The sequence below is a fragment of the Microbacterium sp. 05N427 genome, assembly GCF_056397105.1.
In genome coordinates this window covers 231,240-253,527 of the sequence record NZ_JBFTMT010000006.1, presented here as the reverse complement: position 1 = coordinate 253,527, position 22,288 = coordinate 231,240, and the positions used below count along the sequence as shown (strand labels likewise).

The 22,288-nt window shown below is 69.7% G+C and carries 22 protein-coding genes; 16 read left to right on the top strand and 6 right to left on the bottom strand.

The window, feature by feature from the left end:
• Positions 1-15 precede the first annotated feature (15 nt).
• On the top strand, positions 16-1,224 hold the full coding sequence (locus tag AC1DG4_RS07885; protein ID WP_477375564.1) for a hypothetical protein: 1,209 nt from the start codon (positions 16-18) through the stop codon (positions 1,222-1,224).
• Positions 1,225-1,307: 83 nt separating this feature from the next.
• On the opposite strand, the gene AC1DG4_RS07880 is transcribed toward AC1DG4_RS07885, so the two are convergent.
• From AC1DG4_RS07880 to AC1DG4_RS07870, 3 genes are all read right to left on the bottom strand, one after another.
• A complete protein-coding gene (locus tag AC1DG4_RS07880) occupies positions 1,308-1,565 on the bottom strand; it encodes a hypothetical protein (RefSeq protein WP_477375566.1) in 258 nt (85 codons plus the stop codon).
• A 59-nt stretch (positions 1,566-1,624) separates the two neighbouring features.
• Positions 1,625-2,992: an MATE family efflux transporter gene (locus AC1DG4_RS07875; RefSeq protein ID WP_477375568.1), complete on the bottom strand. Its 1,368-nt coding sequence runs from the start codon at positions 2,990-2,992 to the stop codon at positions 1,625-1,627.
• Between the two features lie 79 nt (positions 2,993-3,071).
• Positions 3,072-4,634, bottom strand: coding sequence for an HNH endonuclease signature motif containing protein (locus tag AC1DG4_RS07870; protein ID WP_477375570.1), 1,563 nt, complete (start codon positions 4,632-4,634; stop codon positions 3,072-3,074).
• A 202-nt stretch (positions 4,635-4,836) separates the two neighbouring features.
• Here AC1DG4_RS07870 and AC1DG4_RS07865 point away from each other — a divergent pair, with 202 nt between their 5' ends.
• Positions 4,837-5,418, top strand: a complete 582-nt coding sequence (locus AC1DG4_RS07865) for a DnaJ family domain-containing protein (RefSeq protein ID WP_477375572.1) — start codon at positions 4,837-4,839, stop codon at positions 5,416-5,418.
• 71 nt (positions 5,419-5,489) lie between these two features.
• Here the strand turns inward: AC1DG4_RS07865 and AC1DG4_RS07860 are convergent, their stop codons facing one another.
• Together AC1DG4_RS07860 and AC1DG4_RS07855 are read right to left on the bottom strand one after the other, a co-directional pair.
• Positions 5,490-6,002 carry a hypothetical protein gene (locus AC1DG4_RS07860; protein WP_477375574.1) on the bottom strand — a complete coding sequence of 171 codons (513 nt, stop codon included), beginning with the start codon at positions 6,000-6,002 and terminating at the stop codon, positions 5,490-5,492.
• On the bottom strand, positions 5,999-6,469 hold the full coding sequence (locus AC1DG4_RS07855; protein ID WP_477375576.1) for a DM13 domain-containing protein: 471 nt from the start codon (positions 6,467-6,469) through the stop codon (positions 5,999-6,001). The genes AC1DG4_RS07860 and AC1DG4_RS07855 overlap by 4 nt, the downstream gene beginning before the upstream one ends.
• Positions 6,470-6,619: 150 nt before the next feature.
• Here AC1DG4_RS07855 and AC1DG4_RS07850 point away from each other — a divergent pair, with 150 nt between their 5' ends.
• The 12 genes from AC1DG4_RS07850 to AC1DG4_RS07795 all read left to right on the top strand — a co-directional run bounded on the left by AC1DG4_RS07850 (position 6,620) and on the right by AC1DG4_RS07795 (position 17,581).
• Complete coding sequence (locus AC1DG4_RS07850) at positions 6,620-7,330, top strand: response regulator transcription factor (RefSeq protein WP_477375578.1); 711 nt, start codon at positions 6,620-6,622, stop codon at positions 7,328-7,330.
• Positions 7,330-8,475 carry a sensor histidine kinase gene (locus AC1DG4_RS07845; protein WP_477377312.1) on the top strand — a complete coding sequence of 382 codons (1,146 nt, stop codon included), beginning with the start codon at positions 7,330-7,332 and terminating at the stop codon, positions 8,473-8,475. The genes AC1DG4_RS07850 and AC1DG4_RS07845 overlap by 1 nt, the downstream gene beginning before the upstream one ends.
• A gap of 195 nt (positions 8,476-8,670) precedes the next feature.
• Positions 8,671-9,141: a type IV pilin protein gene (locus tag AC1DG4_RS07840; protein WP_477375580.1), complete on the top strand. Its 471-nt coding sequence runs from the start codon at positions 8,671-8,673 to the stop codon at positions 9,139-9,141.
• Positions 9,142-9,216: 75 nt separating this feature from the next.
• On the top strand, positions 9,217-9,633 hold the full coding sequence (locus tag AC1DG4_RS07835; protein ID WP_477375582.1) for a type IV pilus modification PilV family protein: 417 nt from the start codon (positions 9,217-9,219) through the stop codon (positions 9,631-9,633).
• Positions 9,630-10,163: a prepilin-type N-terminal cleavage/methylation domain-containing protein gene (locus tag AC1DG4_RS07830; protein WP_477375584.1), complete on the top strand. Its 534-nt coding sequence runs from the start codon at positions 9,630-9,632 to the stop codon at positions 10,161-10,163. Before AC1DG4_RS07835 ends, AC1DG4_RS07830 begins: the two co-directional genes overlap by 4 nt.
• Positions 10,154-11,782, top strand: a complete 1,629-nt coding sequence (locus AC1DG4_RS07825; protein WP_477375586.1) for a type IV pilus modification PilV family protein — start codon at positions 10,154-10,156, stop codon at positions 11,780-11,782. Before AC1DG4_RS07830 ends, AC1DG4_RS07825 begins: the two co-directional genes overlap by 10 nt.
• A complete protein-coding gene (locus tag AC1DG4_RS07820; protein WP_477375588.1) occupies positions 11,779-12,657 on the top strand; it encodes a prepilin peptidase in 879 nt (292 codons plus the stop codon). Before AC1DG4_RS07825 ends, AC1DG4_RS07820 begins: the two co-directional genes overlap by 4 nt.
• A gap of 47 nt (positions 12,658-12,704) precedes the next feature.
• Positions 12,705-13,763 carry a pilus assembly protein PilM gene (gene pilM / locus AC1DG4_RS07815; RefSeq protein ID WP_477375590.1) on the top strand — a complete coding sequence of 353 codons (1,059 nt, stop codon included), beginning with the start codon at positions 12,705-12,707 and terminating at the stop codon, positions 13,761-13,763.
• Positions 13,763-14,425: a hypothetical protein gene (locus tag AC1DG4_RS07810; protein ID WP_477375592.1), complete on the top strand. Its 663-nt coding sequence runs from the start codon at positions 13,763-13,765 to the stop codon at positions 14,423-14,425. The genes pilM and AC1DG4_RS07810 overlap by 1 nt, the downstream gene beginning before the upstream one ends.
• A complete protein-coding gene (locus tag AC1DG4_RS07805; protein ID WP_477375594.1) occupies positions 14,422-15,207 on the top strand; it encodes a hypothetical protein in 786 nt (261 codons plus the stop codon). Before AC1DG4_RS07810 ends, AC1DG4_RS07805 begins: the two co-directional genes overlap by 4 nt.
• The gene (locus AC1DG4_RS07800; RefSeq protein ID WP_477375596.1) at positions 15,204-16,343 is read left to right on the top strand and encodes a type IV pilus twitching motility protein PilT; all 1,140 of its coding nucleotides are present in this window, start codon (positions 15,204-15,206) and stop codon (positions 16,341-16,343) included. Before AC1DG4_RS07805 ends, AC1DG4_RS07800 begins: the two co-directional genes overlap by 4 nt.
• Complete coding sequence (locus AC1DG4_RS07795) at positions 16,343-17,581, top strand: type II secretion system F family protein (protein WP_477375598.1); 1,239 nt, start codon at positions 16,343-16,345, stop codon at positions 17,579-17,581. The genes AC1DG4_RS07800 and AC1DG4_RS07795 overlap by 1 nt, the downstream gene beginning before the upstream one ends.
• Here the strand turns inward: AC1DG4_RS07795 and AC1DG4_RS07790 are convergent.
• A complete protein-coding gene (locus AC1DG4_RS07790) occupies positions 17,578-19,245 on the bottom strand; it encodes a GspE/PulE family protein (RefSeq protein ID WP_477375600.1) in 1,668 nt (555 codons plus the stop codon). The two genes, AC1DG4_RS07795 and AC1DG4_RS07790, sit on opposite strands and share 4 nt — an antisense overlap.
• Before the next feature lie 221 nt (positions 19,246-19,466).
• Between AC1DG4_RS07790 and AC1DG4_RS07785 the strand changes: the two genes are divergently transcribed.
• Both AC1DG4_RS07785 and AC1DG4_RS07780 read left to right on the top strand, forming a co-directional pair.
• Positions 19,467-21,434 carry a M13 family metallopeptidase gene (locus AC1DG4_RS07785; RefSeq protein ID WP_477375602.1) on the top strand — a complete coding sequence of 656 codons (1,968 nt, stop codon included), beginning with the start codon at positions 19,467-19,469 and terminating at the stop codon, positions 21,432-21,434.
• 265 nt (positions 21,435-21,699) lie between these two features.
• Positions 21,700-22,092 carry a hypothetical protein gene (locus AC1DG4_RS07780; protein ID WP_477375604.1) on the top strand — a complete coding sequence of 131 codons (393 nt, stop codon included), beginning with the start codon at positions 21,700-21,702 and terminating at the stop codon, positions 22,090-22,092.
• Positions 22,093-22,288 lie beyond the last annotated feature (196 nt).

Below are 22,288 nucleotides of genomic sequence, written 5' to 3'. Positions count from 1 at the left end.
CGTAGCGTTCGGGACATGAGAAACAGAACGCGTGTCGTGCTGCTGATCGTCGGCCTTGTGCTCGGAGTGGTCGTCGCCCTTCTCGGCGCGATCGGACTCCTCGTCACGGGCGTCGTCTCCGCAGGCGCGGCTCCGAGCCTCGTCGCCGCGGTCGTCGGGGCGCCCGTGGCCGCGGCCGTGTCGATCGCGGCGGGGCTCGCCGCAGTGGCCGTCGGGGTGCTCGGGCTGCGCGGACAGCGGGGAGGTGCCGGTGCTGCCGCGGTGGTCGTCGGTGCTCCGTCGGGCGGGCTGCGCATCACCGCGGTGATCGTGGCGCTGCTGGTGGCTGCGCTGATCCCCGGAGGGATCATCCCGGTCGCCGGCTATTCGTTCGTGCTTGTCGTGGCGGGGCTGGTCGTCGTGGGACTCGTGCTGCTGACGGTGCGGAGGCCCGTGATCGGCGTCGTCGGGATCGCGCTCGTCGTCGGCGTCGTCGTGCTGGCGGCGCTCCGGCTGCCGCTGACGACGTTCACACCGCGCGTGCTGGAGGCGCTCGCTCCGCGGCTCGGCGAGCTGGCGGTCTCCTTCGCGCACCTGGTCGCCGCGGGCGCGCTCGCCGCCTGGGCGCTCGGCGAGCCCGCCGTGCGAGGCCGGTTCGCGGCGGGCGTGCTGCGGCATCGGCGCGTGATCACCATCGCGGCGGCGCTGTGCGCGTTGCCGTACCTGTTCTGCCGCCTCACGTGGCTGACGCCCTGGCCGCTGTTCGCGCCGAGGGGCGCTCTGGCGCCGGACATCCTCATGGTGGGCCTGCTGCTCGGCGGCGCGATGCTTGCAGCGGGTCTGCTCACGCTCGCGCTGTGCCTGCCGTGGGCGGACCGGTTCCCGCAGTGGATGGGCGGTGTGGGGGGCCGTCCGGTGCCGGTCGGGCTCGCGGTGATCGCGGCGTCGTTCGTGGCGGTGATGTTCACGGTGGGCGGGGTGGATCTGGTGCGCGTCGTCTCGTCGAGCGGCGGTGCGCTGGCCGGGGGCGTGTGGGAGCTGATGCTCGTGCTGCCCTTCTGGCTGTGGGGGCCGCTGCTCGGCTTCGCGACCTGGGGCTACGCGATGCATCGCGGCCGGCCCGAGGAACGCCCCCGGGTGCCGCGGGCGATCGGCGACCACGGGCTGTCCGACACGCTGCGAGCGCGGGCGACGGCGGAGCTCGACGCGATCGAGGAGCGCGAGGTGCACGGCAGGGGACGCTGAGTGCGGGCGGGCGGTGGCGCTCAGTGCGCCATGCTCTCGCGGCTCCGAAGTGCGAGGACTGCGGGAAGCGGTCCGATCGTTCGTCAGTCGTGGTCGATGCCGAAGGTGTGCTTCATGAGTGCGCTGACATCGCGGTCGATGGTGCGGACCTCGCTGCGCAGCCCCGCGATCTCGCCTTTGAGGTCCGCGCGCAACTCGGAGAGCTCGCCCTTGAACTCCGACCTGAGTCCGCCGATCTCGCTCCGAACGACGCGCGTGAACATCGTCGTGACGATCGTGATCATGCCGAACATCCCGGCCGCGAACACTCCGATGAGTGTCCATACCTGCGGTTCGTTCATGGTCAGCACCCCTTCAGTGTCGCGTGGATCCGCTCAGAATGCCAGGACTCACGGTCTCGTCAGACCTCGACCGCCAGCCAGCGTCCGGTCCGGACGCGTAGACCGAGCGTGGCGAGCCGCGCGCACAGGTACACGCCGAAGAACGCGACGGCCAGCCAGACCAGGCCAGCGACGCCGTTGACCCCGGTCGCGGCGATGAGGGCGAGCGCGGGCAAGAACGGTACGAGGTTCAGGCCGCCGGCGATGGCGAGGTAGCGCGCGTCGCCGGCGCCCATGAGCACTCCGTCGAGGACGAACACGATGCCCGCGATCGGCTGGGCGATGGCGAGCACGATGAGGGCGGGCTGGATCAGCGCCGCAAGGGCCGGATCGCCCGTGAAGGCGAGACCGATGATCGCCGACAGTGCGGCGATGAGCACTCCGACGATCACCCCGAACCAGGCGCCCCAGGCGACGGTGCGGGCGAGCACGTGCCGCGCTCCGTTCGGATCCTCGGCGCCCAGGCTCTTTCCGATGAGGGCCTGCGCGGCGATCGCGAGCGCGTCGAGAGCGAAGGCCGCGGCGGAGAAGATCGTGAACACGACCTGCCATCCGGCGAGCTCGCGCGTGCCGATGCCGGTCGCGATGCCCACGGTCGCGAGCAGTGCCACCCGGAGGCTTACGGTGCGCAGGAACAGCCAGCCCCCGGAGCGCGCGGATCCGCGGATTCCGCTCAGCTCAGGGGCGACCGAGGCCTCGTGCCGGCGTGCCAGGCGCCCGATCACGAGCACGTAGGCGCCGACCATGCCCCACTGGGCGACGACGGTGCCGAAGGCGGATCCGGCGATGCCCCAGCCGAATCCGTAGATGAAGAGCCAGTTCAGCAGCGCGTTCGCGGCGAAGCCGATGCCCGCGATCCACAGCGGGGTGACGGTGTCCTGCATGCCGCGCAGCAGTCCCGTCGCGGCATAGACGACGAGCATCGCGGGCAGCCCCCACATGGACGGCGCGAGGTAGTCGGCGGCTTGGGCCGCGACCTCCGGAGTGGCGCCGAACAGCGGGATCACGGCGGGGGTGAGGAGGGAGCCGATCACCGCGAGGACCGCGCCGAGTCCGAGTGCGAGCCACATGCCGTCGATGCCGACCGACACGGCATCGCCGTGGTCGCCCGCGCCGAAACGCCGCGCCACCGCGGGCGTGGTCGAGTAGGCCAGGAAGATCATCAGCCCGACGATGGTCTGCAGGATCGCCGATGCGATGCCGAGCCCCGCCAGCGGCGTGGTGCCGAGGTGCCCGACCAGCGCCGCGTCGACCATGAGGAACGCGGGCTCTGCCACGAGTGCGCCGAGGGCGGGCACGGCGAGGCGGATGATCTCGCGATTCAGGGTCGGTGCTCCGCTCGGGCGTGGTCTGTCACCCGGGCTCGGGCTCGGCGTCGCGGAGTGCACCGTATGAGCCTAGGGGCGGCCGGGGACACCGTGTGCCGCCGGCGGCGGAGTCCGATCGATGCGCTTTGCGCTCCGGTGCTCATCCCGGCGGGGCGAGGGCCGTGGTGACGAGCCTTCGGACCGCACCGCGGGTGCCGGCACGGGTGCGAGGGCGGTGCCAGGTGCGGGTGCGATCCCACCAGGCGGGGCCGCGGATCTCGGGCACGCCGAGACGCATGCGGATCTCCCATCCGGACACATCGAGCGTGCGGTGGTGATGCCAGCACAGAGCGACGCCGTTACTGGTGTGGGTGGGTCCGCCGTCGGCGTGCTCGCGAACGTGATGGATCTCGCACCAGGTCGATGGGGTGTGGCAGCCGGGGATCAGGCACTCCCTGTCGCGGAGCAGGATCGCGCGGCGTTGCGCCGCGTTGAAGATGCGGGCTGTGGTGCCGATCGAGACGATCTGCCCGTGTTCGTCGAACAGGACCCGTTGGATCCCGCCCGCGCAGGCCGTGTGCTGAGCGACGCTGAGGGGCACATCGATGCCGGAACCTTCGACGAACGCCCGCCCTGTGCCGTTCGCGTAGTCTTCGGCGGCCACCGACACCACGAGTGTCGGGGCTGCGCCGCCGAGGGCGGGCATCGCGGAATGTCCGGCCGCGATATTCAGGATCGCCGCGAGGTTGTCGTGATTGCGCTGCGCGCGCGTGCGTGTGTCGATCGGGGCGCTCGGGCCGCCGGCGAAGACCGGCTCGAGAGACTCCGTGTCGTCCTCGACGAACCGGACCGCGCCTTGCGCGTCGTGCGTCGCCGTTCCCTCGGATCCCGGGTCGTCGAGGACGACACCGTCCGTCTCGCGGAGGCGCTCGGTGAGGTTCGGGGCATCCGTCGCGGCAGGGTTGTTGAACGCGTCGAACAGACGCTCCAAGGCCCCCGCGACTTCGGGCAGCAGCCCGCCGCGCACCGGACGCACCCCGTCGCGCAGCCGGCCGATCGTGAATCCCCGGTTCCGCTCCGCCTTCCGGTCGTCGGGTTCGGCTCCGTCCGGATCCAAGGCGAGCATGAGGGCCTGCGCATGATTCGCAAGCTCGTCCGTGGACGGCGCAGGGCCAGGCCTCCCGTGGTCGTCGGGCAGATCGAGGCCGCGCGCCATCGTCGCGAGGATCTCGTCGACGGCGCCCCGGGCGTCGGCGCTGATCCGGTTCCCGGATCGCTCCACCGGCCCGATCGCGGCGAGCAGCCCGGTCGTCGAGATCTCCCCGTCGCGCAGTACCTGCGCAAGCGCCTCATACCGCGCAGCCCCGTGCTCGCCCGAGGAATGCAGGAAGTCGCGACCGACCGCGTTCGCGGTGCGCAGATACCGGCGGGCGGTGCCCACGTCCACGCGCAGCGCCCTGCGCAGCAACTCGGTTACATCTGCGCACCCTGCCGCGGTGGTGATCGTGGTCGACGCGGCTCCGGCGTCGCGCTGCACGGCATGCACGGTCGCGGTCGTGATCGCGCCGTCGAGCAGCCGCTGCATCCGGCCCAACGTCTGCAGGATCCGAATCGCGTCGTCATCGGAGACCCCGTCGAACTGGCCGGCCATCTCGCCCGACGCGCACACCCTCTGGAGCAGGTGCTCGACCTGCTCCAGAGCCTCGCGCGGGGTGGATGCCATACCTCCATCCAACAGGGGGCCACCGACATTCGAACACCCAGATCAGAGATCATTTCTGTTCTGTGGAGAACTTCCCCGGATCGGCTCTTGTGGAGGACGAGTAGTCCCTCTTTCCGAGGGCTCGAACGGCGCCCCGACCGCCGCGCCGTCGAGCAGCCGCATAGGCTGGCAGCACCCGAGGCGATCGACCGGAGGAGGCGCGATGAAGGATCCGGACCGCGTGCGCCGCGCGCATGACGCCGCACGGAGCGTGCACGACGCGGAGGCGAACGCCCACGGGCGCGGCAGCACGCAGACCGCAGCGGACCAGCACCACCAGACCGCTCCGCCCGCCGCCCTGAACGCCGAGACGATGCCGGCGATCGTCGAGACCGCGATCCAGGTGGCCATCCGTCAGGGGCAGTTCGACGACCTCCCCGGTGCGGGCAAGCCGATCCCCGGCCTCGGCGACCATCACGATCCGGACTGGTGGATCCGCCGCAAGATCGAGCGGGAGAACCTCACCGGTCTCGGCCCTCCCGCCCTCATGCTGCGCGTGGAGGACCGCGAGCTCGACGCCCACCTCGACGCCCTGCGGCGGGAGAGCGACGTGCGCGCGGTGCTGGAGGACTTCAACCGGCGCGTGATCGAGGCCCGCCGCCAGCTGCTCGGCGGGCCGCCCGTGGTGACGAAGCCCCGGGACGTGGAGGTCGAGGTCGAGGCGTGGCACGGGCGTCGAGCCGCCGCCGCAGCGGAGGAGCCCCCGCCGCCGGAGCCGAGGAGGCGCTGGTTCCGAAAGCCCTGACGAGCGTCCCGCCCGCCCGGCTTCACCGCGTGCGCACCCCGCCCGCCGTCACCGGCTGCGCCCGCCCGCCGTCACCCCGTGCGCGGTGACCGGGCCCGCCGTCGCCCCCACCACCACGCGACGCCGATACGCCCGGACTGCGGCAGCACCAGCACGACCGCCGAAAGCAGGACCATCACCGGGTACTGCGCGATGAGCTGATCCGATGACCAGTACAGCATCAGTGTGGCGATGGATCCGAGGGCGGCGATCGCGGTCAGCACCCTCCCCAAGCCGAGCACGAGCAGCACTCCCAGCCCCACCTCGAGCGCGGGGATCGCGAGGCCGAACAGAGCAGGTGCCGCCTGCATGAGCGTGCCGAAGGGGCGGAAGAAGAACGGTACCCGGCTGTTGCCTCCGGCGCTCTGTGCGACGAGCAGGATGTCGGCGGATCCGAACCCCGCGCGGTACTTCAGGATCCCCTCGTTCAGCCACAGCAGGCCCGCCGCGATCCGGGCCGCTGCGCCGAGAATCGCGGAGGCGCGCAGCCAGGGCGCGGTGCGGGCAGGCTCCCCACGGCCGACCCGCACCGCCGTCGCGGTCATGAGAGCGCGGCGGCCCCGAACACCGCCTTGGCCTTGTCGCAGTGGATCACGACGTCGGTGTACTTCGAGAGGTCGACGCCGCTCAGCATGAACGTCTGCGACGCCTTGTCGAAGGCGACCGTGTCGATCTGCGTGCCGGCGGAGACGGCGGCCTCGTCGGTGCCCTTCGTCAGGTACACGTGCAGATCGGGCCCCTCGTCGGAGGAGAAGCCGCTGAGCACGAGCTCGGATCCGGACACGGTCACGGAGCCCTGCACCTTCTTGCCGTTCAGGCCCATGAACGTGCCGGTCTTGTGCATGGCGTCCATGGACGACATCGGGGACGAGCTCGGCTGCGATGACGAGGTCGACATCGTGTCGGACGACGGAGAGGATCCGCCGGGTGTCGAGCTGCAGCCCGCGAAGGACAGGCCGAGGGCGAGGACGGCCACGCCGAGCGTGGCCGGGACGAAAGCGATCTTGCGCATGAGTGCTCCATTCCGTGGATGCGCCGGCGACGGATGTGCCGGCTGTGAGTACGGAATCGACGGTAGATACGGGGCGAGAGCCGTGGGGGAGTTCTTTCAGGGCCGTAAGGAACCCGCCTCCCTTCTGCGCACCGGGATTAGCCTCTGAACATGGAGACGTCAGCGATCGCGCCGCCCCGCGTGGTGGTCGTCGAGGACGACCCCACCGTGCGCGTCGCGGTCGAGCGCTACCTCGGCGCGAACGGCTACGTCGTCGAGGCGTTCGGAGACGGGATCACGGCGCAGCGCTCGGTGCGGGCGGATCCGCCTGATGTGCTCATCGTCGACCGCATGCTGCCGGGCCTCAGCGGTGACGAGGTCGCGCGCGACGCGCGGGAGCGCTCGGCCGTGCCGATCATCATGCTCACGGCGCTCGGCGAGGTCGAGCAGCGGATCGAGGGGCTGGAGACCGGCGCCGACGACTACCTGGTGAAGCCCTTCGCGCTGCGCGAGCTGCTGCTGCGGGTCGGGGCGCTGCTGCGCCGGTCCAGGGCGGCGGCGGCGCCGACGCGCGAGATCGTGCGCGGCGACTTCCGGCTGGATCCGGCTCGCCGCCGGGTGCACGTGCGGGGCGAGGAGGTGCCGCTCGCCGCGCGCGAGTACGAGCTGCTGGCGCACCTCGTGCAGCACGACGGGGAGGTGCTGTCCCGCGACGACATCCTGCGCGAGGTCTGGGGCTGGTCGTTCGGCGAGGCCAGCACGGTGACCGTGCACGTGCGCCGGCTGCGGGAGAAGATCGAACAGGATCCGCGTCGTCCTCTGCATCTGCTCACGGAGTGGGGCGCCGGCTACCGGTTCTCGGCGGACGGATCCGGCGCGTGATGCCCCTCGGCGTCGCGGACGTCCTGCTCATCCTGCTCACCGCGCTCGTCTGCGCGGCGGTCGTCACGTGTGCGGCGGTACTGGTGCTGCGTCGTGCACGGCGAGCCGGGCTGACGCTGCGACTGGTGGTGGTCGGGGTCGCGTCGGTGCTCGCACTGGCGACGGGCGTGCTCGCGATCTCGGCCGAGATGTATCTGTCGGCGCACGACTTCACGGTGCTGGTGTGGGTGCTCGGTGCGGCGCTGCTGTGCGCGCTCGCGACCGCATGGATCACCGCCCGTGCGGCGCGGAGCTCGGTGCGGGGGCTCTCGGCCGCCGTGCGCCGGGTCGGCGAGGGCGACGTCGTGGACGGCGGATCCAGCGGCTGGCGCGAATTCGACGACCTGTCGGGCGAACTCGCCGAGGTGTCGGCGAAGCTCAGCGAAGCGAGGGCCGAGCTGGAACGGCTGGACTCCGACCGCCGACGCTTCCTGGCCTGGATCTCGCACGATCTGCGTACTCCGCTGACCGCGATCCGCGCCCTCGCGGAGTCCGCCGAGGCAGGGCTCGCGGACCCGGAGGCGTTCCCCGGTCAGGTCCGTGCTCAGGTCGAGACGATGGGCCGGATGGTCGATGACCTCTTCGAGCTGTCCCGCATCACCTCGGGCTCGTTGCGGCTGCGGGCGGAGCAGGTCGATCTGCTCGACGTGGTCTCGGATGCGGTGACCGACGTGCGCACCGCAGCGGGGGAGCATCGGGTCCGCATCGTGCAGCAGGGCATCGACGGGCACGTGCTGTGGGCCGATCCGCATCAGCTCACCCGCGTGATCGTCAACCTGCTCACGAACGCCGTGCGGCACGCGCCGGAGGGGTCCGAGATCCTCGTCTTCGCGGAGTCGCCGTCGCCGCACCGGCTGGTACTCGCCGTGCTCGACCATGGCAGCGGCGTGGCCGTGGAGGACCTGGACCGCATGTTCGAGGTCGGCTGGCGTTCGGATCCGTCCCGCACGGGCGGCGCCGCGCCGGATGCGGTGGCGTCGGGCGCGGGGCTGGGGCTCGCGATCGCCCGCGGGCTCGCCAGGGCGCACGGCGGAGACGTTTTCGCCGAGTACACCGACGACGGCTTCTGCCTGAAGGTGCTGCTGCCGGTGACGCCCGGATCCTGAGGCCGTCACCGGGGTCTGGGGCGGCGCGAACTTCCGGTCCCCGTGGGCTCGAACGGTCGTGCTTGGTATCCCGAAATAGCGGTTTTGGCTTTTCTCTTGCGCATGTGCTAAGAGAGGTCCATCCTTTTCCCAGGATGAGAGCTCTGGGACAGCTCGAGTCCGAATCTGGGGACCGGGACAACTCGGCATTGATTGATGGGCGCAGGGACGCGCCGGTTCGCAGAGTGCGTTTTTACCCGAAACGACTCTCTGAAATGGGGACAAGAAATGCTCGTTATTCGTCGCGCCCTCGAGGCAAAGAAACAAGCACGTGAGAACGGCGATGAGGCCGGTTTCTCACTGATCGAGTTGATCATCGTCGTGGTGATCCTGGGGATCCTGGTCGCGATCGCGATCCCGATCTTCGCCGGTATTCAGCAGCAGGCCAAAGACAATTCGTTGAAGTCGATCGCGGCCAGCGCGGCGTCGGCGGTTGCGGCCGACCTCGCGAAGACGACGCCGCTGATCACTGCAGCCGGGGCGGTTCCGGCCACGGTCTACAACTCGTCCGGCAACTCGACGGTCACCGTCGCAGGACCCCTGACGCTGGACGGCTTCTGCGTCTCGGCCGCCGGTGCCGGATCCACGGCCGGCGGTGTTGTGGGCAAAGCCGGACCTGGCTGCTGACGCTGAACGTCGTGCTCAGCTCGGGAGCGGTGCGCGCCACCCCCTGAGCTGAGCCCGACAAGGGGGTGAAGAACCATGGTGAACGACAGACGACCAGGTTCCGACGACGGTCTGGGAATCGTCGAGGTGGTCATCGCGATGTTCCTGCTCGCGCTCATCGCCGTGTCGATCCTTCCCGCCCTGGTCAACGGCCTGCGGTTCTCGGCGCAGCAGTCATCCGTCGCGACCGCGACCCGTCAGGTCAACGGCCTCATCGATCAGGTCAGGCAGACGCCGGATTGCGCGACGATCGGCTCGATCCTCGGAACGGCGGCGACGCCTCGCTCGTTCCTCGACGGCCATGGAAACACCTTCACGACGCAGGCGACGATCGGATCCTGTAGCAAAGGGGCCACCGTGTCGATCCGTGTCATCGCGGTGCAAAGCGGAAGCACGCTCGCGACGGCGGACGCACTCGTGATCATCCCCCCGGATGCGGTGACCTCGCCATGAAGCGTCGCAGTCCGGACGAGCAAGGCGTCTCCCTCATCGAACTGGTCGTGGTCGTCGCCATCCTCGGCGTTGTCGGCCTGGTCATGGGGACGCTGTTCAGCAACGTGTGGCGCTCGCAGGAAGCGGTCAATGCGCAGAGCCAGGCGACGACCCGCGGGCAGCTCATCGCCTCGGAGGTGGAACGAGCCATGCGCAACGCCATCGCCTTCGACGTCTCGGCCGACGGGACGATGCTCCGAGTGAACACCGCGCTCGGCGGCGGGCTTCGTTGCCAGGCATTCCAGCTCGCGGCCGACGGCCTGCACATGACCGTCGCCTCCGCACCCGCGGCGGCCTCGGGCTGGCCGCTCTGGCAGACGGATGTCACCGTCGCCTCGGGCTCGTTCATCACCAAGAGCGGCACCAGCATCAGCTACAGCTTCGACGCGCTCAGCAAATCGGGCTCGCGGGCGGTCGCCGCTCCGGTGCGCTTCCAGGGCACGGCGTACATGCGCAACTCCGCAGCAGGGAGCCTCGGCCCATGCTGGTGATCCAGGACTCCCTCGACCCCGACCGCCGCGATCGCGGGGCGGCGCTGGTGGCCGTGCTCATCGTGATGCTCGTGGGGGTGATCGCCGCGGTGATCGTGGCCGCGACCGTCATGTTCACGATTCAGGCGAACTCGAGGAACAAGAGCGCCACGCAGGCCTTCGTCGCCGCCGAGTCGGGTCGCGACCAGATGCTCGCGACGGTCCTCGCCAGCCCGTGCACCAAGTCCATCTCGAACGCCGTGTCGGCCCCCTTCTACTCCTCGGTGAGCGCGCTGTTCGGCCCCGACAAGGACCATCTCACCGACGCGTGCCTGAGCACGACGACCGCGGCCACGATCCAGATCACGGCCAGCGGCAAGGGGCCCGACGGTTCGACCACCAAGATCGTCGCGCTCTACCAACGGCCGATCTCCCTCTCGAACACGCCGGGCGGGACGATGTCGTACTTCGACGGATCGTTCCTCGCCACGCATGCCAACTACACCGGCGACCTCGTGATCCGCAGCGGCGATTACGCCTGCAACTCGTCCTCTGTGATCACCGGTGATCTCTGGGTGCCCAATGGTGCGGTCGATCTCAGCGCGAACTGCACCGTCAACGGCAGCGTCTACGCGCTCGGTGACATCACCGCCAGCGGAGGAAACGCCGCGACCGTCAAGGGCAACCTGATCACCGCCGGGAATGTGAACCTCGTGGCGAACGGGTTCACGCTCGGTGATGCCGCGGTGGCGACGTCCGGGTTCGTGTACGCCGACGGCACCTTCACGCTCGGCAACAAACCCGTGATCCTGGGCGGGTATTCGATCGGCATGGGGTTCAGCGGTGCCGGCATCGTCGGGAAACCCGCCCAGACGGTCGCGAACTGCTCCACGGCGCCCTCGCCCGCGGCCAACGCCGCCCTCTGCGGCACACCGGCGGCGAAGCCGGGCACCAACCGTACGAACCCCACCCTTGCCGCGGTCACGGCGATGACGACGTGGCGCAACCTCGGCTCGGCTCGGGCGGCATGGGGATCGAGTGTCCAGTGGACCACAGGGCCGTGCAACGGCGCGAGCATCAGCAGTCTGCTGACCGCGACGCCAGTCGCCCCCAACACGCGCATCGGCATCGACTTCAGCTCGTGCACCGGCACGGTCGCCGTGAACATCGGGGCCACCGCGCTCGTCAACGACGCTGTCATGTTGATCGCCTCCGGGTCGCCCATGAACGTCAACGCCTCAGGGCCGCTCACCTCGAGCGCCCCGACGCTGGCGACCGCGCCGCAGCTGTTCTTCATCCACGCCGACTCAAACCTCAACGACACCGCGCCGAGCTGCGGATCCGGATCGGCGAGCGATGCGCTCGGCCTGCCGAACACCGTGCAGGCGCGATTGATGTTCTATACGCCGTGCGGCCTCAACAACAGCTCGCAGAACGGGCTCATCTTTCAGGGGCAGTACTACGCCAACAACGATGGCACTCCGCACTGGGTGCACCCTGACTTCACCTGCACTCCGATGACCTGGAGTCCGACCATCGACCTCGGCTGCAAGGTGGCGGCGTCGGCGGGCAATCCCGGGAGCACCATCACGACCATCCTGCCGCCGACCCTGACATCCGAGACGGAAGTCGCGCCATGAACGCCGTGCTCCTCGTGCTCGCCGGCGTCTACGGCCTCGTCATCGGATCCTTCCTCAACGTCGTCGCGTATCGCGTGCCTGCCGGGATTCCACTCCGCAGGGAGAGCCGATGCCCGCACTGCGAGGCGCCGATCCGATGGTGGCAGAACGTGCCGGTCGTGTCGTGGATCGTGCTGCAGGGACGATGCGCGCACTGCAGGGCTCCGATCGATGCCCGCTACCCGCTGGTCGAGGCGCTCACGGGGGTGACGTTCGTCGCGGTGATGTGGGGCACCCTCCCTCACGCGCAGGACCAGGCGGCGAGCGCCCCTTGGGTCGCGCGGGGATCCGCCTCGTGGGTGACGGACCCGGTGCTCTGGATCGTGCTGATCGCGTTCCTGTTCTTCGCCGCGGTATCGATCGCTCTGACGCTCGTCGACCTCGACACGAGGCGGCTGCCGGACGCGATCGTGCTTCCTTCGCTCGGGGTCGGGATCGTGCTGCTGGGAGGCGCGGCGGCCGTGGGTGCAGCTACCGGATCGACGATCGCCGGATGGGCGGCGTTCTCGCGTGCGCTCACCGCGGGAGCGATCCTGTTCCTCTTCTACGCCCTCGTACGTGCGATCAGCCCGCGCGGGATGGGCGGCGGCGATGTCAAGCTCGCCGCGCTGGTCGGGCTGTATCTGGGTTGGTGCGGGTGGTCAGCGCTCGCCGTGGGGGCCTTCACGGCCTTCGTGCTGGGCGGGGTCTTCGGCATCGTGCTGCTGCTGCTGCACCGGGCCGGACGCAGGACGGTGATCCCCTTCGGGCCCTGGATGATCGTGGGCGCCTGGGTCGGGATCGCCATAGGGGATCCGCTCGGGCGCTGGTATCTGGGGCTGTTCGGGATCGGCTGAGGCACGACACGATCCGCGGAGCAATCACACGCGGGAAGGGGAAGGACATGGCGAAGAGTCACGTCGGGGTCGAGATCACGGAGGAGAGCGTCCGCGCCGTCGAGGTGAGCAACGAGCGCCAGCCGCAGGTGCTCGCCTACGGCGAAGTCGCGCTGCCGCCCGATGCGGCGCGTGACTCGGAGGTGCTCGACCAGGGCGTCGTCGCGGTCGCGATCCGCCAGCTCTGGGGCGCCGCGAAGATACACGCCAAGTCGGCAACGCTCGGTATCGCCAGCCGACGCGTTCTGGTGCGGGAGCACACGACGACGGCGATGGCTCCTGAATTGCTGCGCCAGGCGCTGCCGTTCCAGGTGCAGGACCTGCTCCCGGTACCGGTCGCGCAGGCCGTGCTCGACTACTACCCGATCTCGCAGCAGGGCGACCAGCTGCACGGCCTGCTGGTCGCTGCCGTCTCCGAGACGATCGAGGCGATGATCGCCTCCTTCGCTCGGGCGAAGATCCGCGTCGACGGCGTCGATCTCGCCGCTTTCGGGCTCGCCCGCGCGGCGGCTCTCGTCGCTCCCACCGGCACGACGGCAGCGATCCACATCGGCGATCACACGACGCAGATCGTGGTCCTGCGCGATGGGATCCCCGACTTCGTCCGGATCACTCCTGTCGACCTCGAGACGGGTGCCGTGCGGCGCCGTGCTTTTCAGATGATCGCTCCCGATGGCATCGGGGACGGCACGTTCGTGACGGACGGCGCGGCGGATCCGACGCGCGCGCTCGGCGAGGACCTCACCGGAACCGCGGGGATCGTCGCGCGAGGCGCGCTCCGCGTTGATGTCGCCCTGCGGCCCGTCACGGATGTCATCAACCGGATGCGGAGCACTCTCGCGTTCTATCTGAACAAGCCGAGCTCGTCACCCATCGAGCAGGTTCTGCTCTGCGGCGCCGGATCGACCATCGACGGCGTCGCGACCGGCCTCGCGGACGCCGTCGAGATGCCGGTGCGCACGCTCAGCCTTCAGAGCCTGCTGCCGGCGCGCGGCGTCGCCCCCACCGGTGAGCTCGCGCTCAACCTCGTGAGCGCGGCAGGGCTCGCCCTCGGAAAGGACCGATGATGGCTCGCATCGTCGTTGCGTCCCCGGGCGGTGCGCCCCGGGTCGATCTGCTGCCCCGTTCCGAGGTCGAACGTCGGGAACGCGAGAAGCTGTCCGCGCTGTGGGTGCGCATCGGGCTGTTCGCGATACTCCTCGCGGTCCTGCTGGTCGGTGCGGCGTTCACCTGGAACCAGATCACGCAGCAGCAGCTCGCCGCCGAACAGGCTCGTTCGACCCAATTGATCGGCCAGATCGGCCAGATGCGCGATGTGTCGAGTGCTCTCGCCGCCGAGAGCGAGCTGAACGCCTTCCGCAGCGAGGCGATGGGTGCCGACCTCGTCTGGAGCGGGGTCTTCGATCACGTGCGCAGCGCCCTTCCGCCTGATGCTGCGGTGACCGGGTTCGTGCTCACGCCCGGATCGGCGCCGGATCCCGCAGCGACCGGGAAGGACGCGGCGCAGAAGACCGTGGGACTCACCGGCACGCTGAGCATCGACAGCCCGAGCGCGGTAGACCTGGGTGCCCTTTCCCGCGCTCTGCGCGCGGTCGACGGTGTGCTCGCCGCGGACGGAAATGCGGACGTCGCCAGCCAAGCGAGCCCCGGTCGCTACACCTACACGGTCGACATCACGTTCGATCAGACGGTCTACTCCGGCCGGTACGCCAAGGAGGTCGCGAAGTGACCAAGCAGCTGATCACGCTCATCGGAGCGGTCGTCTCGATCGCGATCGTGGCTCTCGCCATCGTCTTCGGCGTGCTGCCCTTGGCCGGGCAGTCGTTCACCGCCCTGGGGAGCACGAGCCAGGTCGCGGCCACCAACGTCGCATACCAGTCTCAGATCGAGGAACTGCAGAAGCAGAAGCAGCGCAAGAACGAGATCGACGCCTCGGTCGAGGCCCTGCGCGGTCAGATCCCCGCCTCTCCTGAGCTCGATCAGGTGTTCGACATCGTCGCCAGGTCGGCGCAGGAGTCCGGGGCGACGCTCACCAGCGCCACTCGCGGCGACCTCGTCGCCTTCGCCCCGCGTCAGGCTCCGGTTCCGGCGGGCCCCGGTGCGGCAGCGCAGCAGCAGGCGCGCTCCGCGCCGCAGGCGCAGCCCACGCCCCAGCCGTCGGCCGGGTCGGGGTCCATCGACGACGCGAAGAAGGTCGCGGCCCAGGCCGATGTCAACGCGGACCAGACCTCGAAGGCGGGGGCCGGCACGACCGTGCAGAGCGGAGCGGGCGCGCTGGGATCCTCCGCGAACGGCGCCGCCGCAGCGGCCCGCGAGCAGATCCCCATCGCGGTGGTCGCGAGAGTCCCGGATGCGGCCTCCGCACAGGCCTTCCTCGATGGACTGCGCGGCTCTGCCCGACTGCTCGCGGTGGACAAGGCGACGCTCGCGCCCGGCAGTGGCGGGCTCGATCTCCACGTCGATCTGCTGGCGTTCCTCGCCGCGGCCCCGACCGCAGGAGCCTCGAAATGAGCGCAGCGGAGCTCACCCGCATCCTCGCGATCGGCGCCCGCGCCGGGGCCAGCGACGTGCACATCACCGCGGGCGCGGCACCGCTCATGCGCGTCGACGGCGACCTCGTGCCCGTGCCGCGGCATGAGCAGGCACTGAGCGCCGACTGGGTCGAGCAGGCCGCCTACGAGCTCATGACGCCCGCGCAGCGCGAGGAGTTCGCGACGCACCACGAGGTCGATCTGGCCCATGCTGTGGTGGAGATCGGGCGGTTCCGCGTGAACGTGTTCCGCCAGCTCGGTGAGATCGCGATGGCGCTGCGCTTCATCCCCGACCGCGTGTTCAGCCTCGAAGAGCTCGGCGCCCCCGCGATCGCGCACGACCTGGCCCTGCGCACGCGGGGGCTCGTGCTGCTCACGGGTCCCACCGGATCCGGGAAGTCCACCACGCTGACGGCGATGGTCGACATCATCAACGCGACCCGCCCGGTGCACGTCGTGACGATCGAGGATCCGATCGAGTTCCATCACTCGAGCCGGCGAGCGCTCATCCACCAGCGCGAGGTCGGATCCGACACCGCCTCCTTCGCAGAGGCGCTGCGACGGGTGCTGCGACAGGATCCCGACGTGATCCTCGTCGGGGAGCTGCGCGATCCGGAGTCGATCTCGACCGCGCTGTCCGCCGCGGAGACCGGGCACCTCGTGCTCTCCACGCTGCACACGCAGGGCGCGGCGAAGTCGATCAACCGCATCGTCGATGTGTTCCCCGCCGATCAGCAGCACCAGATCCGCACCCAGCTCGGCGACACGCTGCAGGGCATCATCAGTCAGACGCTGCTCCCGCGCGCCCAGGCGGTCGGACGCACGATCGCGACCGAGGTGCTGATCAACACTCCGGCGGTCGCGAACCTGATCCGCGAGGGACAGGTGTCTCAGCTGTACTCGACGATGCAGTCGAACCAGTCCGTGGGGATGCACACCCTCGACCAGGATCTGCGCCGTCTGGTCGGCGAGGGCGTGATCGCCGCGCACGTGGCGCGCACGTTCGCGGTGGATCCGAAATCGATCGACGGTGTGCACGTGAAGCCCGCCGATCTGGACGCCGAGTCGTGGTCGACCTTCGCCGCCGGCCGCCAGCTCGAGGAATGGGGATCCTGATGGCCGGTGTCCAGGAGTACGAGTACCAGGCGCTCGACGGCGTCACGGCGCAGACGGTCAAGGGCACGATGGACGCATCGAGTGACAGCGCGGTCGCCGCGAAGCTCCGCGCGCAAGGACTCACACCGCTGCGCGTCGAGCCTGTCGCGAAGACGGGCCTGCATCGCGAGATCACGCTGCCGTCCCTGCGCAAGGGGGTCTCGGCGAAGACGCTCGCGATCTTCTCCCGCCAGATGGCCGCGCTCATCAACGCCGGCCTGCCGCTGCTGCGCACCCTCACCGTGCTGGCGGAGCAGGCCGACGACAAGAAGCTGCAGCAGGTGCTCGTCATCGTGCAGACCGACGTGGAATCCGGGTCCTCCCTGTCGGCGTCGATGGGACGGCACCCGCAGGTGTTCCCGCCGCTCATGGTCTCGATCATCCGCGTGGGCGAGGCCGGCGGCTTCCTCGGCAAGGCCCTCACCTCGATCGCCGAGACGTATCAGAAGCAGGCCGACCTGCACGCGAAGATCCGCGCCGCCACGACCTACCCGCTCGTGGTGCTGATCATCGCCGTGCTCGGCGTCACCGCGATGCTGGTCTTCGTCGTCCCGGTGTTCAAGAACATGTTCGCGGGACTTGGCACCAGCCTGCCGCTGCCGACGCAGATCCTGGTCACGGTCTCGGAGAACATGAGGTGGATCGCGCCGGTGGTGGCCGTGCTGCTGATCGCGCTGTGGATCTGGTGGGCGCGCAACCGGTACACGGACGCGTATCGCAAGGTGGTGGATCCCTTCCTGCTGAAGCTGCCGATCTTCGGCAAGCTGCTGACGAAGATGGCGGTGGCGCGCTTCACCCGGAACCTGTCGATGATGCTCGACGCCGGCGTGCCGATCATCCAGGCGCTCTCGATCGTCGGGCAGGCGTCGAACAACTGGAAGATCGAGCAGACCGTGCGCGACATCCAGGAGTCGATCCGCGGAGGGCGCTCGTTCGCCGCTCCGCTGGCCGCAGCCGCGGTGTTCCCGGCGATGGTGTCGCAGATGGTCGCCGTCGGCGAGGAGTCCGGCACGCTCGCCGAGATGCTCGGCAGCATCGCCGACTTCTACGAGGACGAGGTCGAGACCGCCACCGAGCAGCTGTCGTCGCTCATCGAGCCGGTGCTGATCGTCGGGCTCGGCGTCGTCATCGGCGGCATGGTGATCTCGCTCTATCTGCCGATCTTCACGCTCTACGGAGACCTCGCGAAGCAGCACTAGACGGAGACGCGCAGCACCTCTTCGATCGTCGTGATGCCCTGAGCCACCTTGGCCCAGCCGTCGTCGCGCAGCGGGATCATCCCCTGGTCGAGGGCGATCTCGTGCAGCTCGCCTCCCGTCGCACGCCCGACGAGCGCCTGCTCGATGCGGTCGGTGACCTCCATCGCCTCGTGCAGCGCGACCCGGCCGCGGTAGCCCGTGCTGGAACAGGCCGCGCAGCCCACGGCGCGGTGCACCGTGGCGCCATCGATGAGGTCGAGCGGCATGCCGACGGCCTCGAGCATTGCGCGGTCGTCGTCGATCGGCTGACGGCACTTGACGCAGAGCCGCCGTGCCAACCGCTGCGCGATCACCGCGCTCAGGGCCGTCGCTACGAGGAACGGCTCGGTGCCGATCTCGACGAGCCGCGTGAGCGCGCTCGGAGCATCGTTGGTGTGCAGGGTCGACAGCACGAGGTGCCCGGTCAGCGCCGCCTCGATCGAGATCGCCGCGGTCTCGCGGTCGCGGATCTCGCCCACCAGCACGACATCCGGATCCGCCCGCAGGATCGACCGCAGCGCGGTCGCGAACGTGAGGCCGGCCCGCGGATTGACCTGGATCTGATTGATGTCCGGGATCCGGTACTCGACGGGATCCTCCACGGTGATCACGTTCACGCGCGGGTTCGCGACGGCCCGCAGCGCCGTGTAGAGCGTCGTGGACTTGCCGGATCCGGTCGGTCCCGTCACCAGCACCATTCCGTGCGGGCGGGAGATCGCCTGCGTGAAGCGCTCCGCGTTGCGCTCGGAGAACAGCAGATCCGACATCAGCATGACCTGCCCGCTGTTGTCGAGGATGCGCATCACGATCTTCTCGCCCCACACCGTCGGCAGGGTCGCGACGCGGAGGTCCACGCTGCGCCCCTCGTGCAGCACCGAGATGCGCCCGTCCTGCGGCACCCGCTTCTCGGCGATGTCGATCGACGACATGATCTTCAGTCGCGAGATGACGCCGTCCTGGATGCTGCGGTCCGCGCGCTGCATCTCGTGCAGCACGCCGTCGATGCGGAACCGCACCGTGAGCCGGTGCTCGCCCGGCTCGATGTGGATGTCGCTCGCACGGTCGTTGATCGCCTGCGTGATGAGCAGGTTCACGAAACGCACCACGGGCGCATCCGCGTCCTGATCGTCGAGCTGCTCGGTGAACACGATGTGCGCGGAGGTCGACGCCTCGCCGATCTGCTCCGACAGGTCGGTGAGCTCCTCGTCGGAGCGCAGGAACCGCTCGAACGCCTGGTTCAGCGCCTCGCCCGTGACCACGACGGGGCTCACGCGAAGGTCCGTGATGCTCGCGACGTCGTCGAGGGCGATGATGTCGGTCGGATCCAGCATCGCCACCGTCAGCTGATCGCGGTAATGTCGCAGCGGCAGCAGGCGGTAACGTCGGCACATCACGCCAGGCACGAGCGAGATGACCTCGGGATCCAGCGGGTACGCGGAGAGATCCACGTAGGGCGTGCCGGTCGCCACCGACACCGCCTCCGCCAGCTGCGTCTCGTTCACCAGCCCGTGCCGGAGAAGGTATTCCGGCAACGCGTCGCCGTCGCCGACCGCCGAGACCGCGGAGGTCATGTCCGCGGCGCGCGCAGCGCCGGTCAGCACGAGCATCTGCCCCAGGCCGCGCATGGGATCCCCATCCCGCGACGCCCCACACGCCGCTCCTGTGCTCATACTAGGACCGCGCGGCCGTTCGCGGCAGGGTCGATATTCCGGTCGACACGATGAGCCCGCCGAGGCGCGCCGACGCCCTTCCGGATCCCGCTGCTTCTGCCCCTTTTCGCGCAACGTGCTCCCGTTCCTCCGCCCGATCGGCGAGTCCGTCGGTTCCGCCGCATAGGCTGGGCCCCATGACCGACGTTCTTCCCTCCGGCCTCGCCATCGGCGACTTCGACCCCGCGATCCGCCCTCAGGACGACCTCTACCGGCACGTGAACCATACGTTCCTCTCTACGACCGAGATCCCCGCCGACAAGGCGCGCTGGGGATCCTTCCACCTCCTCGCCGATCAGTCCGAGAAGGACGTCCGCGCGATCATCGAGGAGGCGCAGGACGCAGAGCCCGCCACAGAGGCGCGCAAGATCGGCGACCTGTTCACGAGCTTCATGGACACCGAGCGCATCGCCGCGCTCGGCACGGCTCCTCTGGCCGAGCCGCTGGCCGCCGTCGATGCGATCACCACGATCGACGAGTTCCTCGCGACGGTCGGATCCTTCGACCGTCAGGGCATCGCCGCGCTCATCGGGGTGTTCGTGGAGCCGGACCCGGGTGATCCAGAGCGCTATGTGCCGTTCGTGGTGCAGGCGGGCATCTCGCTGCCCGACGAGAGCTACTACCGCCTGGACAGCTTCGAGGCCACGCGTGCCGCGTATCGGGCGCACCTCGAACGGATCCTGACCCTGGCCGGTGTCGCGGACGCCGCAGGTCAGGCCGACCGCGCCTTCGCGCTCGAGCACGACATCGCGGGGAACCACTGGGACAACGTCGAGAGCCGCGACGCCGTCAAGACATACAACCTGAAGAGCTGGGACGAGTTCCAGGCGCTCGTCGGCGTGGACCTCGCGCCGTGGCGCGACGCGGTCGCAGGCCCCGCCGGCGCGGCCGCCTTCGCCGAGGCCGTCGTCTACCAGCCGAGCTTCTTCTCCGGGCTCGGATCCCTGCTCACCGCTGAGCGCCTGGACGACTGGAAGGCCTGGCTGCGGGCCAAGGTCGTGCACGGCCTCGCCGCCTACCTGACGGATGACATCGTGCAGGAGAACTTCTCGTTCTACGGCACAGAGCTCACCGGCGTCCCCACGATCCGCGATCGCTGGAAGCGCGGCGTCTCGCTCGTCGAGGGCGCGCTCGGCGATGCGGTCGGCAAGGTCTACGTCGAGCGGCACTACCCGCCGGCGGCGGAGCAGGCGATGGGCGAACTCATCGGCAACCTGCTCGAGGCCTACCGGCAGTCGATCATCACGCTCGAGTGGATGAGCCCGGAGACCCGGGAGAAGGCGCTCGCCAAGCTCGACACGTTCACGCCCAAGATCGGGCACCCGAAGGTGTGGCGCGACTACTCGACCGTGACGGTCGACCCGGGCGACCTCATCGGCAACGCCGGCCGCGCCGCGCAGTCCGAGCACGACCGCACGATCGGCAAGGTGGGCAAGCCCATCGACCGCGACGAGTGGTTCATGCCGCCGCAGATGGTGAACGCGTACTACAACCCGCTCATGAACGAAATCGTGTTCCCTGCGGCGATCCTGCAGTATCCGTTCTTCGACGCAGAGCGCGACGCGGCGGCCAACTACGGCGGGATCGGATCCGTCATCGGCCACGAGATCGGGCACGGCTTCGACGACCAGGGCAGCCGCTACGACGGCGCAGGCAAGCTGCAGGACTGGTGGACCGACGACGATCGCGCCGCGTTCGAGGAGCGCACGAAGTCGCTCATCGCGCAGTACGACGCACTCGTGCCGGAGGGGCTGGACGCCGAGCACCACGTGAACGGCGCCCTCACGATCGGCGAGAACATCGGCGATCTGGGTGGCCTCGGCATCGCGCTGAAGGCGTACGAGATCGCTCTCGGCGGCGCCGAGGCACCCGTCATCGACGGCCTGACCGGCGTGCAGCGCCTGCTGCTGTCGTGGGCGCAGGTATGGCAGCAGAAGAGCCGCGAGGCCGAGACGATCCGCCTGCTCACGATCGATCCGCACTCGCCCAACGAATTCCGCTGCAACCAGATCCTGCGCAACATCGGCGCCTTCTACGAGGCGTTCGACGTGACCGAGTCGGACAAGCTGTGGCTCGCCCCCGAGGAGCGCGTCACGATCTGGTGACGCGCTTTCCGTGACACGACGCCCGCCCCTGGCCTGTGCCGGGGCGGGCGTTCCGTTTCGCCCGCCGTCCCCGGTTCCCGAGCGAGCGGAGCGAGACGAGGGACGTGCGTGCCACGTCGGTCGGGGATTGCCGGCCCCGGTTCCCGAGCGAGCGGAGCGAGACGAGGGACGTGCGTGCCACGTCGGTCGGGGATTGCCGGCACCGGTTCCCGAGCGAGCGGAGCGAGACGAGGGACGTGCGTGCCACGTCGGTTAGGCTCGCCGGATGATCCCCGCAGACTGGACCCCGCATCGCCGTGAGGACGGCGAACTCCTGGGCTGGATCCGCCCCGAAGGCGCCGACTGGCTCGCCGTCGACGTGCTCGGCCGCGAGCTCACCGGCGAGATCGACTGGCTCGACGCCGAGGCCGCGCTCGAGGAGCATGGGATCCGATGGCTCGCGGATCCGTGGGTGCTCGAAGGCGAAGCCGAGGGGCCGTTGCGGGTGCAGATCGTCGAGGTCGTGCCCGAGGGGGAAGGGCGGATCACGGTCAAGGTCGACGACTTCGGCGACATGCAGCGCCCGCCGACGCAGCGCTACACCCTGACGTGGCCGGTCCCCGCGCGTCTGCGGCCGCACGGCCCCGGCGACCCCGACGGCCGCACGATCACGCGGTAGGTCCCGCGTCGGCTCTGCCTTGCTGGGTTTGGGGCGCACCCTGTCGGTTTGGGGCGAGCGTCGCCGCTCATCTCGGTTGTACTGCGCCCCAAAACGAAGGGACCCGCCCCAAACCGGTTCCGACGTCGTCCGAGCGCGAGGATCCCACCATGTTCGGGGGCGCAGGCTAGCCTGAGCGGGAGTGGACGAGGTCGTC

Excerpts from the sequence above, each read along its gene's own strand:
- AC1DG4_RS07790 (WP_477375600.1), bottom strand. The coding sequence starts at position 19,245 with ATGCGCGGCCTGGGGCAGATGCTCGTGCTGACCGGCGCTGCGCGCGCC.
- AC1DG4_RS07810 (WP_477375592.1), top strand. The coding sequence starts at position 13,763 with ATGGCTCGCATCGTCGTTGCGTCCCCGGGCGGTGCGCCCCGGGTCGAT.
- AC1DG4_RS07845 (WP_477377312.1), top strand. The coding sequence starts at position 7,330 with ATGCCCCTCGGCGTCGCGGACGTCCTGCTCATCCTGCTCACCGCGCTC.
- AC1DG4_RS07860 (WP_477375574.1), bottom strand. The coding sequence starts at position 6,002 with ATGACCGCGACGGCGGTGCGGGTCGGCCGTGGGGAGCCTGCCCGCACC.
- AC1DG4_RS07865 (WP_477375572.1), top strand. The coding sequence starts at position 4,837 with ATGAAGGATCCGGACCGCGTGCGCCGCGCGCATGACGCCGCACGGAGC.
- AC1DG4_RS07780 (WP_477375604.1), top strand. The coding sequence starts at position 21,700 with ATGATCCCCGCAGACTGGACCCCGCATCGCCGTGAGGACGGCGAACTC.
- AC1DG4_RS07880 (WP_477375566.1), bottom strand. The coding sequence starts at position 1,565 with ATGAACGAACCGCAGGTATGGACACTCATCGGAGTGTTCGCGGCCGGG.
- AC1DG4_RS07885 (WP_477375564.1), top strand. The coding sequence starts at position 16 with ATGAGAAACAGAACGCGTGTCGTGCTGCTGATCGTCGGCCTTGTGCTC.
- AC1DG4_RS07835 (WP_477375582.1), top strand. The coding sequence starts at position 9,217 with ATGGTGAACGACAGACGACCAGGTTCCGACGACGGTCTGGGAATCGTC.
- AC1DG4_RS07855 (WP_477375576.1), bottom strand. The coding sequence starts at position 6,469 with ATGCGCAAGATCGCTTTCGTCCCGGCCACGCTCGGCGTGGCCGTCCTC.
- AC1DG4_RS07830 (WP_477375584.1), top strand. The coding sequence starts at position 9,630 with ATGAAGCGTCGCAGTCCGGACGAGCAAGGCGTCTCCCTCATCGAACTG.
- AC1DG4_RS07870 (WP_477375570.1), bottom strand. The coding sequence starts at position 4,634 with ATGGCATCCACCCCGCGCGAGGCTCTGGAGCAGGTCGAGCACCTGCTC.
- AC1DG4_RS07850 (WP_477375578.1), top strand. The coding sequence starts at position 6,620 with ATGGAGACGTCAGCGATCGCGCCGCCCCGCGTGGTGGTCGTCGAGGAC.
- AC1DG4_RS07840 (WP_477375580.1), top strand. The coding sequence starts at position 8,671 with ATGGGCGCAGGGACGCGCCGGTTCGCAGAGTGCGTTTTTACCCGAAAC.
- AC1DG4_RS07785 (WP_477375602.1), top strand. The coding sequence starts at position 19,467 with ATGACCGACGTTCTTCCCTCCGGCCTCGCCATCGGCGACTTCGACCCC.
- AC1DG4_RS07820 (WP_477375588.1), top strand. The coding sequence starts at position 11,779 with ATGAACGCCGTGCTCCTCGTGCTCGCCGGCGTCTACGGCCTCGTCATC.
- AC1DG4_RS07795 (WP_477375598.1), top strand. The coding sequence starts at position 16,343 with ATGGCCGGTGTCCAGGAGTACGAGTACCAGGCGCTCGACGGCGTCACG.
- AC1DG4_RS07800 (WP_477375596.1), top strand. The coding sequence starts at position 15,204 with ATGAGCGCAGCGGAGCTCACCCGCATCCTCGCGATCGGCGCCCGCGCC.
- pilM (WP_477375590.1), top strand. The coding sequence starts at position 12,705 with ATGGCGAAGAGTCACGTCGGGGTCGAGATCACGGAGGAGAGCGTCCGC.
- AC1DG4_RS07825 (WP_477375586.1), top strand. The coding sequence starts at position 10,154 with ATGCTGGTGATCCAGGACTCCCTCGACCCCGACCGCCGCGATCGCGGG.